Annotated in this window: 13 protein-coding genes; 1 reads left to right on the forward strand and 12 read right to left on the reverse strand. The window is 47.8% G+C overall.

The features are described 5' to 3' along the window. Positions 1–423: 423 nt before the first annotated feature. The 9 genes from TEU_RS03360 to TEU_RS03405 form a co-directional block, all read right to left on the reverse strand. Positions 424–3,516: a hypothetical protein gene (locus TEU_RS03360; protein ID WP_050002449.1), complete on the reverse strand. Its 3,093-nt coding sequence runs from the start codon at positions 3,514–3,516 to the stop codon at positions 424–426. Beyond that, a complete protein-coding gene (locus TEU_RS03365; protein WP_050002450.1) occupies positions 3,513–3,968 on the reverse strand; it encodes a hypothetical protein in 456 nt (151 codons plus the stop codon). Before TEU_RS03365 ends, TEU_RS03360 begins: the two co-directional genes overlap by 4 nt. Before the next feature lie 175 nt (positions 3,969–4,143). Then, complete coding sequence (locus tag TEU_RS03375) at positions 4,144–4,533, reverse strand: hypothetical protein (RefSeq protein WP_050002452.1); 390 nt, start codon at positions 4,531–4,533, stop codon at positions 4,144–4,146. 166 nt (positions 4,534–4,699) lie between these two features. Beyond that, entirely contained in the window at positions 4,700–5,098 is a 399-nt protein-coding gene (locus TEU_RS03380; RefSeq protein WP_050002453.1) for a hypothetical protein, read from the reverse strand. Beyond that, entirely contained in the window at positions 5,095–5,550 is a 456-nt protein-coding gene (locus TEU_RS11705) for a hypothetical protein (protein ID WP_050002454.1), read from the reverse strand. Before TEU_RS11705 ends, TEU_RS03380 begins: the two co-directional genes overlap by 4 nt. 354 nt (positions 5,551–5,904) lie before the next feature. Beyond that, entirely contained in the window at positions 5,905–6,648 is a 744-nt protein-coding gene (locus TEU_RS03390; protein WP_050002455.1) for a methyltransferase domain-containing protein, read from the reverse strand. 36 nt (positions 6,649–6,684) lie between these two features. Beyond that, a complete protein-coding gene (locus tag TEU_RS03395; protein WP_050002456.1) occupies positions 6,685–7,953 on the reverse strand; it encodes a M20 family metallo-hydrolase in 1,269 nt (422 codons plus the stop codon). 16 nt (positions 7,954–7,969) lie between these two features. Then, positions 7,970–8,302 carry a PqqD family protein gene (locus TEU_RS03400; protein WP_050002457.1) on the reverse strand — a complete coding sequence of 111 codons (333 nt, stop codon included), beginning with the start codon at positions 8,300–8,302 and terminating at the stop codon, positions 7,970–7,972. A 39-nt stretch (positions 8,303–8,341) separates the two neighbouring features. Then, on the reverse strand, positions 8,342–10,228 hold the full coding sequence (locus TEU_RS03405) for an OPT family oligopeptide transporter (RefSeq protein WP_050002458.1): 1,887 nt from the start codon (positions 10,226–10,228) through the stop codon (positions 8,342–8,344). 220 nt (positions 10,229–10,448) lie between these two features. Between TEU_RS03405 and TEU_RS03410 the strand changes: the two genes are divergently transcribed. Then, entirely contained in the window at positions 10,449–11,264 is an 816-nt protein-coding gene (locus TEU_RS03410) for an MBL fold metallo-hydrolase (protein WP_050002459.1), read from the forward strand. Here the strand turns inward: TEU_RS03410 and glmM are convergent. From glmM to TEU_RS03425, 3 genes are read right to left on the reverse strand one after another with little or no spacing between them, the layout of a single operon-like run. Next, positions 11,242–12,612: a phosphoglucosamine mutase gene (gene glmM / locus TEU_RS03415; protein WP_050002460.1), complete on the reverse strand. Its 1,371-nt coding sequence runs from the start codon at positions 12,610–12,612 to the stop codon at positions 11,242–11,244. The two genes, TEU_RS03410 and glmM, sit on opposite strands and share 23 nt — an antisense overlap. A gap of 29 nt (positions 12,613–12,641) precedes the next feature. Then, a complete protein-coding gene (locus TEU_RS03420; RefSeq protein WP_050002461.1) occupies positions 12,642–13,046 on the reverse strand; it encodes a UPF0146 family protein in 405 nt (134 codons plus the stop codon). 32 nt (positions 13,047–13,078) lie between these two features. After that, the gene (locus TEU_RS03425) at positions 13,079–14,197 is read right to left on the reverse strand and encodes an ABC transporter ATP-binding protein (RefSeq protein WP_050002462.1); all 1,119 of its coding nucleotides are present in this window, start codon (positions 14,195–14,197) and stop codon (positions 13,079–13,081) included. Positions 14,198–14,216: the final 19 nt, after the last annotated feature.

Here is a 14,216-nt window from a genome sequence, read left to right on the forward strand (position 1 = left end):
GCCAAATAAGGCCTTATACAGCTTTCTTTCAACAAACAGAGAATTATGGTTGATGTAAGATTGTAAGATTTGTAAGATTAATTAAATTGTGAGAACATTAATGTTATTGACAAATGTAAAGGGTTATGACAAGAATGTAAAGATTTTTTGAAAAAGTTTGATTGTATATGATTTTCAATCTTACAATCTTACAAATAGCTCCCCTGTGAAGGCTCTATTTCAAAATCTGAGGATTTTTAGGCTTGTAAGATTGATGGTTTTCAATAGTTTTAGAAGGTCTGTGAGACCTTCTTTGATACTAAGGAAGCCCTCTTCTGTCTGTAAGATTGTAAGATTTGTAAGAATGGTAAATCTTACAGTTCATCTTACAAACTTCTTACACCAGAAAAGTTTGTTTTTGAAACCAAGTAAAAAGAAAAGACATCAAATTCTTTTCACCTTGAATACTGGTACTTCACTGTTGTTGAGTAGTGATGACATTTCTGTTCCCAATAGTTCTATGTTCTTTCTAAACTTTGTTAATAATAATTCCTTCACTTTTTCTGCAACCTTTTCTTCATCATTAACACTGATTCTAGTGAGTAAGAGTGAGATAAACTTGTCAAAGCTGATTGAATCATAATTCTTGACTTCTTTGAGCAGTTGATACACTTCTTCTACAAGCTCTTCTTCATCAGTTTTGTTTGTTCTAACCTCTGTTAAATCAATTAGAAGCCCCCAAACTGGTTTATTGTTGATTCTGACAGTCTTGAGTTTAGCAATGTTCTTGTACTTGTAGTTGATGAGTGTTTCTAGTTCTTTGAGACTTCTAATCTCTTCAAACAGTTTGTTTGTTTCTCTTAGCATTCTAAGTACTGTTGAAGTAACAAGCAATTCACCCTTATCTGTTCTCTTGATGAATGTTGCTGATTCCAATTTTTCAATAATGTCATCAACATAGAGTACTGATTCTGAGACATCATTTTGTATAGCTTCTATTTGTTCAATAATCTCTGTTGAGTGTTCTGCTATGTATTTGAGCTTCTCTTTGAGTTTTTCAACACCAAATGCTTCTGCAAAGTCATACAGTATTACAAGCCCTGCCCAGACTTGTGCATACAATTGGAGTCTTCTGGAGTGTACATTCAGGTTAAGCTCTTTCAGAATCTTATAACTCTCTTTAACAAGGTCTGTGAAGGTTTGATTCTTTGCTCTGAAGTACTCTACTAAGAGGTCTGCTATTCTATAACCAACACCCTCTGTTAGCTCATAAATCTTGTCTACTGTTTCTTCTGTTTCAAAAACATAATCTTCTAGCTTTATCTGTATAACCCTGTCTTTGAATGCCTCATCTTCTACCATTAGTTTATTATTACTGGTTATCATAAGAGTGGCTCTAAGGTCAATATTCAGAGAACTGAGGTCTGCTCTACCCCTTGTTACACTCTTGACACCTGTTAGGTATGCTTTCACAAAATCTCTTAGGTTCTTGTCTATTTTGCTAACATCATCAAGGGCAATCATAAAGTGTCCAAGGGAGAGTGCTTTCACAATTCTGAAGTCACTCTTGACCTCTTGTACTGAAAGCTTCTTTATTGCAAATGCTTTCTCTGTGAGGAGTTCTGCTAGGGTTGATTTACCAATCCCAGCTTCTTTGCTCCAAACCCACAACAATGGTTTCATTCTGAGTTCATTATTGAAGTAGGAGCTTATGAATGTCCCAGATACTGTGTAGAATAGGTTGATGTCCTGGATTTCTGAGAGAATTTCCAGGAATTTTCTGATGTCATCATCAGAGACCATCTGGTGGTAGTTTCTAGTGTCAGAGAGTGAGTAAGTCTCATTCCAAAACTCAATAGCATTGTGTGTGTATCTCTTCTTTTCTTCATCCCAGTTCATTTCAAAAGTCTCTGAGAGCTTTGTTATCTTAATCTTGTAATATCTGATGAGTATTTCAAACACAGCTTGTAGGATTGTCTCTATTTGCTGTTTTGACTTCATTCTGACCAGGGGTGAGCCATAGAGGTATTCTGCAATCTTCTTGAGGCTGGCCTGTTTGAATTCTTCAGTAGTGAAGTCTGAGATGATTTTGACAGTGTAGAGCCACTCAGAAGTCTTTTTCAGTTCATTTCTCTTTATTGTGACCTCTTTGAGGATTATTCTTGCTTTTATGAAGTTCTCTCTCCCAATCAGTTTAAGTTCATTCTCATCAGTTCTTTTGTAGAATGCAAGTGTTACTGAGTCTCTGAAGACTTCAACATCAACAATTCTTCCTTTATTGCTTATTCTAACCCTTCCTAGGAACTTTTTGTTATAAACATAACCCTTCTGCTTCAGTACTTCTATTATGTCTTTTTTGAGCTTTATTATGATTTCTTTTGCTTCTTCTAGCTCTAGTTTGTTAGCATTAGCAAATTGTGAGAGTCTTCTGTCTTCTATGATGTTCCCTTGCTCATCTTGTGTGAAGAAGAAACTGACTGTTGCTATCTTCTCTCTTCCAGAGAACTCTTCTTGTTTGACTATTGATTTAACAATGCTTATTCTTTGTTTTTCTTCATCATCATTGAGCAAACTGATGAGTTCTTCTGTAATAAACCTTAACTGTTCTTCTGTTATTCTACTGTATTTGTATATGGTAGATAGGGTAAAGAACATCAGATTGTGTCTTGTACTCTGTTTATAGAAGTCTTTAATTACTAAGTAAACATCTCTTGCTACTTCTGTGAGCTTGTCATCATCAATATCAATTACTGTATCATCATCAAATTCCTTTTCTGTGTTTTTCCTTGCTTCTCTGAGCTTCTCTAGTTCATTAACCAACTCTATGAACTTCTCTTTTTTAGTTGTTTCTTCAGTTTTGTAAACAATCCTAGCTTGCTTTTTGCTTTCTTGATTTATGCTGTATGGTAGTCTAATAATCCTAGCAAAGTCATAGATATTATCAACTTTGAAGTTTGAGTCTCTAAAGATTTCTGTTAACAGAGAGAGCCTCTTATATTCCTCTTCTGATAGGAGTTGTGAGAGCACTATCTTGATATGGATTCCTCTTCCACTCTGAATTACACTGTAGTGGATTTCTCTGTTTGTGAACCACTTCTGCATAATTTCTCTGATGTCTTTGTTGATTTCCTTGATTGATATTGGTTGGTGTCCCTGTTTGTCAATGTCAATAAATACAACCCTGCTTTCTTTGATTGCAAATTCTGCTTTTCTTTTTGCTTGTTGGTAGATGAAGATGCTGTGGTATAGGTTGTACTCTTCTATGTTTTCAATTATCCAAATCTTAATTTTTTGAGGCTCTTCTTTGAGTTCTTTGATTGTGAAGTAGAAGTCTATCTTGCCTTTATTCTCCTTGTTGAGTCTGGTGAGGCAGAAGTACCAGTCATCTCTGTCAGCCCAGCCTTGCTCTTCTAGATAGTATTGTTGAAGGTACTTAACAATTTGTTCTGCTGTTTGTTCTTTATTAATTTCTAAGTGTTTTTTGTCTTTATTATTACTGAGGGTCTTTTGTTCCTGTGGGGTTGGGGCTGTCATCATTCAGCCTCACCCCCTATCATCTCTTCTTCAAATTTCTTGAGGTCAAAACATCTCTCAATTTCCCACTGTGGTACTTCCAGGATTAGTTTCTGAGTGTTCTTCTCTACATCAACAATGATTGTGATGTTGACTGTGAACCTGAACCCTGAGAAGCCAAATTCTGTTCTTAACATATCAACTATGATTGTTGGGATTTGATAGTTGATGTTGTATTGTTTGTAGTTGTACATTTTGCTGAGGAATTTAATTTTCTGCCCAGCAATTATCATTTCTGTCTTAATTTTGTCTTTCTTTTTCAGCTCTATGAGGCTTGTGATGTGTTTCTTTTTGACTGAGAAGTATCCAGCACCATTTATGATGCTGACTGTTCTCTCAGGAATGATGATTTTGAACTTTGTTTGTGCTATCATTTCAACAACAACATCATCTTGATTGTGAACCTTACCCTTCATAGCATCACCTCCATTACACATAATACTATAGACCACTTAGTATAAATCAAAAAATGAAAGGTTGACAGTAACCCCACAACATCAATTCTGAGTGCTCTGATGAGTGCTATTGTGAGAAGTATGAGTTGTAGCAGTGCTATGATTGTGAAACCCTTCTCATTGACATTACCCATCATCATTCATCACCTCCTTCTTCATTAGTATATAATATTATAGAGTACTTAGGATAAAGAAAAGAAATTGAGTCAGTAGAGACCCCTTCTTCAACTACTATTATTTTATCATCAATAACAGTAATATTGACCCTCATCCCTTGTTCAACATATACTTCAGCTATTGTTGATGGGACTTTGAATCTGATGAGTTTGTTGTGTTTGAACTTCTTTGTTTTGAACTTTACAGTCCCCTGTTTTGTCACAAGAACACACACATACTCTTCTTTAAACTCAAAGTCTTCAGGGACTGTTCTCTTATAGATAACTAGTTGTGAGCTACTGTTTTTGAGCTTGTGTATTTTACCCTTCATTTCAATCTTCTCAACTTTTTGATTGTGTGTGTCAGTCATCTTGTTATCACCTATTATATAATAGTGATAAAATCACTTAGTGTTTCACTAAAAAATGATGAGTGAGTTTTTATAAAAATAAGCATAACTTCAAACAATGTTGTACACTCAAAAACCAATTATTCATATATATAATATATATGAATAATGGAAATAGAAGAGAGGGTCACAGTGATTGCATCACTTCTTCTAGCTTCTCTTCAGCTTGCTGTGGGAATTTAAGTATTGAGATTTTTCTGTTTTCTACATCAATCTTTAACCCAAGAAATCTTCTATTGAAAAGATTTAGCAGTTGTGAGGCTGTGGTGTTGAATGTAAGTTGTAACCCTGACCTCCACCTTTCTAAATTTTCAGTGTAGCTTGCTTTGTTTCTATAATCTTCTATAAGCCATTCTCCTTCTTCTAATCTCAGTTCTGAGCAATCAGTTGCATTAAAGAAGACTTTCATTGTGTTGTGTTTCTTATCATAGTGAAGCTTCTTAATAAGCACATTTTTGATTACACTGTTATCTTTGTCTTTTACATTAGTTATAAAGCTTGAAGAAGAGACTTTCTTGTACTTCATTCTATCATCACCCCTTCATCATCTTCTTCTATGTCTCTAAGAACTTCAATTGGTGGGTGGTCTTCTATGAATGCTTTGTACTCATACTGTTCAATCAATTGTTCTTCAATATCCCAATCCTCATCTTCCTCTTCTTCTTCATCACAGTCCTCTTCTTCATCTTCTGTTCTCTCTTTGAGAAGTTCATAATAGTCAAAGTCTTCATCACCCTCTTCTTCAAATTCAATCTTGTCTTTGAGTTCTTCATAAACTTCTAATGCTCTTGTTGAATAATACCCTGTTCTGGAAACAATAACAACATCTGAGTTCTGCACAACTGCTGTGGTGTCATCTGCATAGACTAGTTTTCCAAAAAGGCTCATTTCACCTAGCCTTGTGTCAGAAAAAACAACATAAGAACCAACCTGCTTAACCCAATCCTTGTTGTGGATGTTGAACCTTTCACCAATCATCATATCACCATTATATATTGATAACAAAAGGTACTTAGTGTATCTAATAATAGATACAAAAATCTTAAATAATTACATAAAAAGGTACATTTCAACTGGAGTGGAGCTAGTGACTTCTTTTAATCATTCATTGTAACTAAAAAAGTTTATAAGGAATTTTGTTCATTGTGCTCTGATTTGAGCATTTTGAATGGGGTGTTTTTGGTGGAGCTGGTGACTCATCCTTCAACAACTTCTAGTTTTAAGCTATGAGAAAGCCTTAAATTTGTCACTCCTGTACATTGTAGTATGGGGACTGTGACAAGAAAGCACCTCCACTGAGAGCCAATGCTGAGACGCCCACGGTCGGAGTCCCTAAAGCGTTAAAATCAGGCTGTGTCTCCACCGGGTTCCCGCCTTAAAGCGGACGTCCTTCACCGAGTAGTCAAGCTCCTTTCCTTTTTCTGATATCGCGTCTATCAAGGGTTCTTTGTCGGGCAGGAAGAGGGCCACCCTTCCACCGGGTTTTAAGTAGTCCCTAGCCTCTTCGAGGAGCTTCACCGAGAACGCCTCGCCGTATTTGCCCCCTCCAACCCCTTCCCGCTCCGTCAAAACACCCCTCGTCGGTTTCTCGTAGTAGGGCGGAGCGGAAAAAACTACATCAAAACGCTCCCCCTCCGGGACGACGCCCCGGATTATTCCACCGTTGCTTTTGAGCAATCTAACTCTGGCGCCGTTCCTCTCGATGTTCTTCCTTGCGTACTCGAAGAACTCCTCATCGAGCTCCGTCGCCGTAACGTCGCACTTGAATAGCTTCTCTGCCATGAGGGCTATCATTGCGGTGTGTCCCGTGCCGATTTCCAGAACCTTCTCTCCTCCGCGCAGGAACGTCTTCAGGAAGAGGTAGCGCGAGACCGGCGTCGTTACAAGTCCTCGCGGGTGGTACTCAATCTCAAGCCCGAAGAGGGCCTTTGCTATTGCCCTGTTGTAGAGTATCCTCGTCTCCCTGTTCGAGAGGTCGAGTCTTCCGCGTTTGTCGAGGTATTTTTCAAGCTCCGGGAAGAGCTTTACCGCCTCTTTGACCGGCAGTCCGAGCTTTCCGTCCTTCCAGAGGGGCATAACCCAAGGTGGAAAAGAGGAAGAAAAAGCTTTTGCTCAGAGAAGCGCCAGCGCTGCCATGACCTTCGCGTCCTCGACCATGTTGTCTATCTTCGCGTACTCGTTGGGCTGGTGGGCCATCTCGTCGAGTGTCGCCCAGACCACCGCCGGGATTCCGAGCTTCCTGAAGTAGGCCGCGAAGGTTCCGCCGCCTATTCCGCCGACCTTGGCCTCCTTTCCGCGGAGCTTCCTGAGGGCCTCCTGGAGGAGCTTCACTATCTCGCTGTTCGGGTCCGTCGGCTCCGGGGCATCAACGCGCTGGAGGACTTCGAACTCTATCTCCGGCAGGACTTCTCCGTCAACTTCCTTCCTGTGCCTCTCCTTGACCTCTTCGGCCAACTTCTCTGCGTCGGCGAGGACCTCGTCGAGGTTATACCTCGGCAGAACCCTGCAGTCGAAGACGAGCTCGTGCTCGCCGGGGGCTATGTTCGGGCTGTCCGCGGGGTTTTTGACCATCGTCGGCTCGAAGGTGCTCTCAGGCGGGTCGAAGAGCTCGTCCCTCTCGCCGTACTTCTCGTGGAGGAGTCTGTCGAGGTGGTAGGCGAAGTCGAGGGCAACGCGGTGGGCGTTGAGGCCCTTGTCGGGCATGCTCGCGTGAACCTGCTTGCCCTTGACCCTTACCTTGAGCCAGAGGATGCTCTTCTCGGCGACCTCTATGAAGGTTCCGTCCTCGTTTCCGCCGTCCGGGACGAGGACAAGGTCGTCCTTCCTGAAGAGCTCCGGGTGGTTCTTCATCAGCCACTCGACGCCGTACTTGCTGCCGGTCTCCTCGTCGCTGACGAAGGCCAAAATAACTGTCCTCTTCGGCCTTATGCCGAGGTTCATCATGGCCCTTACCGCATAGAGGCTCGCCACCAGGCTCTGCCCGTTGTCCTCGCTTCCGCGTCCGTAAACTTTCCCGTCCTTCACGACCGGCTTGAAGGGCTCGGTAACCGTCCACTTGCTCAGGTCTCCGGGCGGGACTACGTCAAGGTGCGTTAGAATCCACAGGCGCGGGCTCTCCTCACCCTTTTCGCCGTAGTAGTAGGCCAGAATGCTCGGCCTGACGCCGTTTTTGGCCCTCTCGTCGGGCGCGTTGTAAACCTCAACCTTGTCGAACGGCCAGTCCTTGATTATCTCAAGGAGCTTCTGGGCCTTGTCGTATTCGCCCTCGTAGCCGTAGTCAGGACTTATGGCCGGAATCTTAATCAGCTCGACGAGTGTTTTTACCATCTCGTCGCGGAGCTTTTCAATCTCCTGCGAGACCTTTTCAAGGACTTCGCTCACGGGTATCACCACCATACTATAGCTCGCTTACCCTTTTAAACTCAACCAGATACCTCCTGGCCAGCTCAAAAAGAAAAGTCACCAGGCGCTCGTAGAGGGGCTCAACTTCTTCTCCAAAGCGGGCCTTGAGGGCCTTACCAATCTCCCTCACAGTTCTCCTGCCGTCGCAGAGCTCCCACGTGTATGCCCCTACCTCGTCGAGCTCTATCCTTCTGTAGTCCCCGTGGAGCCTCCGGGCCAGAAAGTCCAGCTTTGAGTCCATGGGGATTAAGAGGTAGTACTTGCCGTCAATCTTCTTCAGCTGGACTTTGGGGTTTGGCACTGGGACAAGCTCGAGGTACTCTTCCATGAAAGTCCCCTCCAAAAGAGGAAATAAAGGGACGGGCCTTCACTGGCCCTCTTTTCCTATCTTGTAGAGCCAGCCAAGCAGTCCAAAGAGGAAGAGGGCTCCGAGGACGTTGCCGGCGGTCGTGGTGGAGACGGAGGGCGCCACGTCGCCAATGATGAGTGCGGCGAACACTATTCCCATGAGAGCCTCTCCCGTTATAAGGCCCGCCGCTCCGAGGACTCCTGGGTCGGTGAGGCTCTCACCCTTGGCGCCCCTGACCTTGTCGACGAAGTACCTAACGATACCGCCGAGGAATATCGGGACGCCAAGTGAAAGCGGCAGGTATATACCGACGGCCACGGGCATTACCGGAGTCCTGAAGCTTGAGCCCTTCATGGCGAGTATCTCGTCGAGAATTATGAGCACTATTGCAATTCCGGCACCGATGAAGACCATGTTCCACGGCAGGTTGCCCTCGAAGACACCCTGGGTGACCTTTGCCATCAGGAAGGCCTGCGGTGCGGCGAGGGCGTTTTCTTTTGCCGTGGGAGTTCCTGCTATTCCGTACGCCTCAATCAGGAGGTTGAGGACGGGAGCCATGACGAGGGCCGCCGCGAACACACCGACAATCTCAAAGACCTGCTGCCTCTTGGGTGTTGCACCGACGATGTAACCAGTGGCAAGGTCCTGCATGGTGTCTCCAGCTATTGCTGCAGCGGTACACACGACGGCAGCGACGAGTATGGTGGCGACTGCGCCTTCAATGCCAGTAAGGCCGAGGGCCTTGAGGATGAGGGCCGTGAAGAGGAGGCTCATGATGGTTATTCCTGAGACCGGGTTGTTTGATGAGCCGACGATACCCGCGAGGTAGCCTGCTATTGCGCTTCCGAAGAAGCCCAGTATGAGCATGAGAACTGCCATCACCGCAGCGTGGAGGACGCTATCGAGCACGTGCATGTACAGGAGGAAGAGCGGAATGACGAAGGCAACGATGAGGACTATTACGTAGTTAAGAGGCATGTCCTCCTCTGTCCTCAGGACAGTACCTCCGGCCTGCCTGTGCTTAGCGGCTTCGAGACCGGCCTTGATACCTCTGCTTATCGGCCCCCTGAGCTTGATGAGGCTCCAGAGGCCACCGACGACCATCGCACCTACTCCCATGTACCTAATCTTGGTGCTCCAGATGGTCCAGGCAAGGTCGACGGCACTAAGACCATCGGGGTTGCCGTATGAGGCGGCATAGATGGGAATCGCTATGAACCATGCTATTGCACCACCGAGGAAGACAAGGAAGGCTATATTAAGCCCAACGATGTAACCGACGCTTACCAGCGCGGCGGAGAGGTCGCTTCCAAGGTAGAGAACCCTTTTTCCAATGAACTTCGCGCCTTCAAGGGTTCCCTTCCACACGCCGATGCTTCCGAGGAACTTGTAGAGCGCACCGAATATTCCACCTATGAATATCGGCTTCGCGTGGCTTCCACCCTTGTCACCGGCTATGAGGACTTCCGCACAGGCGGTACCCTCCGGGTACGGGAGCTTCTCCTCGGCTATGAACGCCCTCCTGAGGACGATTGTGAAGAGCGCACCGAGGGAACCGCCGAGAGCCGCTATCGCCGTGACCAGGTAGTACGGGAAGGTCGTGTAGTACTCGAGGACGACCAGCGCCGGGAACGTGAAGATGACTCCCGCCGCGAGGGACTCGCCTGCTGAAGCCGCCGTCTGCACCATGTTGTTTTCGAGGATGTTCTTGTCCTTGAACGCAAGAAGTATTGCCATCGATATAACCGCTGCTGGAATGCTGGCGCTCACGGTCATACCGGCGTACATGCCGAGGTAGGCGTTTGCCGCGCCCATTATCACTGAAAGCACAATACCCAAAACAAAAGCCTTCAGAGTGTATTCGGGCAGGGATTTCTCGGGTGGTATATAGGGTTTGAACTCCATTGTTGTCACCCCCTTAATTGGGCATAGTAATTAGGTGCCGCGTCATAAAAATGTTTTGTTGTGTTCATTTACGTTTGTCTGTGTGCTTGGTGGCACCCCTCTTGAAAGTTTTCCACTGCCATGGTGCTCTCTGCTCTTTTTGCTCCGCCGATGTGGGGCAATGCCTTATATACTCCCGGTTGTATATTTCACCGTCCGCAAAGGATACGGAGGTGGGGAAGTGATAGAGATAACGTTCCTGGGGAGCGGTGGGGGCAGGTTCATTACCATAACCCAGTTCCGCTCCACGGGAGGGTTCCACATAAGGGCCAGCAGGAACGTCTACGTTGACCCTGGGCCCGGGGCGCTTGTGAGGAGCTGGCGCTACAAGCTCGACCCGAGGAAGCTCGACGCCATCTTTGTCTCCCACAGGCACGTAGACCACTGCAACGACCTAGAGGTCATGGTTGAGGCGATGACAGGCGGTGCTCTGAAGAAGAGGGGGACGCTGATAGCATCTAAGAGCGTCGTCTACGGCGACGAGGATCACACGCCGGCGATAAGCAAGTACCACATAGACGTCCTGGAGAGCGTCCACACGCCGGAGCCCGGCAACAAGATAACTATCGGCGAGGAGGAGTTCCTGATAACTCCCAGCAAGCACTCAGACCCGACCACGATAGGCTTCCGCATGAGGACAGCCTACGGGGACATATCCTACATTCCGGACACTGCGTATTTCGACGGCCTGATAAAATGGCACGACGGGGCGAGGGTTCTCATAGCGGCAATTACGAGACCAAGGGACATGGGTATTCCGTACCACCTCAGTACCGACGATGCCGTCGAGATGCTGAAGAGCATGGAGAAGAAGCCTGAGGTGCTGGTAATGAGCCACATCGGAATGAAAATGCACTTTGCGAACCCATACAAGGAGGCCAAATACATAGAAAACGTCACGGGCGTAAAGACCTACGTCGCCAAAGAAGGGTTCAGGGTAATGGTGGACAAAAAGGAAATAGCAGTCAGAACGCTCAGGCCTGCCCGCTTTGTTTGAGCTTTTCCACTTCTTTTGCGACGACGCTGTAGGCAAGCTCAAAGAGCTCGTCGCGCCTCTTCTCGCTCGGGGCCTCGACCACGACGCGAATCTTCGGCTCCGTTCCGCTCGGTCTCACCAGAACCCAAGAGCCGTCCTTGAGCTGGAAGCGGTAGCCCGAAATCGTGAGGACTTCCTTAATCTCGTCCCCAAGCTTTTCTTCAAGAACCCGGTGTGCCCTTTCGAGGACGGCCTTTTTGAGATCGTCTGGGCACCTCACGTTCTTCTTGGTCAAGTAGTAGGTTGGTATCTCCTCCTTGATTATTTGGGAGAGCGGCTTTCCGCGCTCGTCTATGAGCTTTATGAGGAGCCCCATCGTCACGAAGCTGTCTATCCACGGGCCGAACTTCGGGTGGACGAGCTTCCAGGGCTCGGCGGCAAAGATGGCGCCGTACTTCTTTATTCCGTCGTGGGGCTGGCCGAGGGGAATTCTTACAACCTTTCCGCCCGCTTCCTCAACAACGTGGTCTATCCTTGAGCCGGTGTCTATCGAGACGACGACAGTTCCTCCTCCGTGCTCCTCCACGTAGAGTTTGGCGAAGAGGGCTATCAGGGCGTCCTCGTTCACGTACTGACCCTTCTCGTCGAAGACTGCTATCCTGTCGGCGTCGCCGTCCTGAGCGATGACCAGGTCAGCGCCGAGCGTCCTCGCGAGCTCGCCGAGGTAGGCGATGTTCTCGTACCTCGGCTCCGGCTTCCTTCCCGGGAAGTGGCCGTCGATGTGGGCGTTCACGCTTATCACTTTGGCGCCCATCTCCCGGAGGAGGTACGGCGCCACAACGCTTCCAGCACCGTTGGCGCCGTCGTAGAGAACCGTTAGGTTTGTTTCGTGATTGACAAAGTCGAGAACAGCCTTAATGTATTCATCCCTAATGTCGAGGCTTTTGAGGCCCTTTATCTCGTCCCACTGGGCCTTTCTGAAGTTCTTGGAGAAAACGAGCTCCTCAAGCTCTCTCTCCTGCTCAACGTAGAATTCCGTCCCGTCACCGTTGAAGACCTTTATGCCGTTGTCCGTCGGGGGGTTGTGGCTCGCGGTTATCATGACCCCCCCGTCGGCGTATTTCCTCGTTCCCCACGCCAGGGCTGGCGTCGGAATCAGGCCAAAGTCAAGGACTTCCTTTCCTGTCGAGAGGAGCCCGGAAATGAGCGCGCTCTGGAGCATCACGCTTGACGTCCTGCCGTCCCTGGCAACGGCCACGGTCTCTCCGTCAACGTACGTCCCCATGGCCTTTCCAATGTCCATCGCGAGTTCCGGCGTGACCTTCTCCCACAGAGTCCCGCGGATTCCAGCCGTGCCGAAGAGCTTCATAACACCACCGTGTTTAGTTGGGCGGGCCCTTAAATATCTTTGGTGGTGTAGATTGATAGCCTTCGGTAGTTTACCAGCCGCAGTCCCCTCGGGACGGAGTCGCCGCTCAGCGGTAGAATTACTAGGGGAACCCTTACTTTCCGGCTTAACTCAATAATCGGCCTCATTATCTCTGGTGTTGGCCTCACGGAGTAAAGGGCAACCGCGTCGCTGTAGAGCTCCAGCTTCGGCCTGAACAGGTCGTCCCGAACGGCTTTAATCCCCGCTTTCCTCGCGTTTTCCACGGCTTCCTCGTTCCAGTCCACTGCCAGAACGTCGTATCCGAGCTCCTTCAGCCTGAGCGCTACCTTTATTTGGAAGCCTATCCCCAGCTCGACTATTTTTCCCTTTGGAAACTTCTCCGCCAGAAAATCCGCGAAGTCCTCAATTGGCATGGGAGAAAATAGAAACGGGGGTTTAAAAAGCTTCAGAACACGGCCTTTCCGCTTCCCTTCTCGAAGATGTGGGCCTTATGCATGTCGAAGACAACGTCGACCTCCTGGCCCTCCACGACCTTGGACTCGGCGCGGAAGGAGCCAAGGAAGGTCACGTTGCCCACGCGGAGGTGGACTATCTTCTCGCTTCCGAGGTTCTCTATGATGTCCACCATAGCCCTGACCATGTTCTCCCCCGGAATCTTCACCTGGGCGAACATGGCATCGTAGAGGTCTTCCGGCCTGATGCCGAAAATGACATCCTTTCCGACGAGGTTCTTCTCCTCAAGAACCTCAAACTGATCTGGTAAGAGCTTGAGCTTGAACTCGCCGAAGTCCACGAAGCCGTCTTCTGTGACGGTTGCATCAATGAAGTTCATCGGCGGTGAACCGATGAAGCCGGCAACGAACGTGTTGGCCGGCCTGTCGTAGACTTCCTCGGGGGTTCCAACCTGCTGGAGGACGCCCCTGTTAATGACGGCAATCCTGTCGCCCATAGTCATGGCCTCAACCTGGTCGTGGGTGACGTAAATCGTGGTGACGCCGAGCTGTCTCTGGAGCCTCTTGAGCTCGGCGCGCATCTTTACACGGAGCTTTGCGTCAAGGTTGCTCAGCGGCTCGTCCATGAGGAAGACCTGCGGCTTTCTCACGATTGCCCTGCCGAGGGCGACACGCTGTCTCTGTCCACCGCTGAGCTCCCTTGGCTTTCTGTGCAGGAACTCCGTGAGACCGAGCATCTCCGCGACTTCTCTCACTCGCTTGTCAATCTCCTGCTTCGGAACCTTCCTCAGCTTGAGCGGGAAGGCTATGTTGTCGTAGACGGTCATGTGCGGGTAGAGCGCGTAGCTCTGGAAGACCATTGCGATGTCCCTGTCCTTTGGCGGGACAAAGACTCCCTTCTCCGGGTCGGCGACGAGCTTGTCTCCGATGTAAATCTGGCCTTTCGTGGGCTCTTCCAGACCGGCTATCATTCTGAGGGTTGTGGTCTTTCCACAGCCGGACGGCCCGAGGAGTATCATGAACTCGCCGTCCTTAATATCAAGGGTCATGTCTTTGACGGCGGTAAAGTCGCCAAACTGCTTCCACACATGGATGAGCTTAACTTCCGCCATCTCACCACCCCTTAAAATT

The organism is Thermococcus eurythermalis (assembly GCF_000769655.1).
In the GTDB taxonomy this organism is placed as follows: domain Archaea; phylum Methanobacteriota_B; class Thermococci; order Thermococcales; family Thermococcaceae; genus Thermococcus; species Thermococcus eurythermalis.

Coding starts and splice junctions, on each gene's coding strand:
- TEU_RS03420 (WP_050002461.1), bottom strand. CDS start 13,046: ATGCCAATTGAGGACTTCGCGGATTTTCTGGCGGAGAAGTTTCCAAAG.
- TEU_RS03360 (WP_050002449.1), bottom strand. CDS start 3,516: ATGATGACAGCCCCAACCCCACAGGAACAAAAGACCCTCAGTAATAAT.
- TEU_RS03425 (WP_050002462.1), bottom strand. CDS start 14,197: ATGGCGGAAGTTAAGCTCATCCATGTGTGGAAGCAGTTTGGCGACTTT.
- TEU_RS11705 (WP_050002454.1), bottom strand. CDS start 5,550: ATGATTGGTGAAAGGTTCAACATCCACAACAAGGATTGGGTTAAGCAG.
- TEU_RS03380 (WP_050002453.1), bottom strand. CDS start 5,098: ATGAAGTACAAGAAAGTCTCTTCTTCAAGCTTTATAACTAATGTAAAA.
- glmM (WP_050002460.1), bottom strand. CDS start 12,612: ATGAAGCTCTTCGGCACGGCTGGAATCCGCGGGACTCTGTGGGAGAAG.
- TEU_RS03365 (WP_050002450.1), bottom strand. CDS start 3,968: ATGAAGGGTAAGGTTCACAATCAAGATGATGTTGTTGTTGAAATGATA.
- TEU_RS03375 (WP_050002452.1), bottom strand. CDS start 4,533: ATGACTGACACACACAATCAAAAAGTTGAGAAGATTGAAATGAAGGGT.
- TEU_RS03405 (WP_050002458.1), bottom strand. CDS start 10,228: ATGGAGTTCAAACCCTATATACCACCCGAGAAATCCCTGCCCGAATAC.
- TEU_RS03400 (WP_050002457.1), bottom strand. CDS start 8,302: ATGGAAGAGTACCTCGAGCTTGTCCCAGTGCCAAACCCCAAAGTCCAG.
- TEU_RS03390 (WP_050002455.1), bottom strand. CDS start 6,648: ATGCCCCTCTGGAAGGACGGAAAGCTCGGACTGCCGGTCAAAGAGGCG.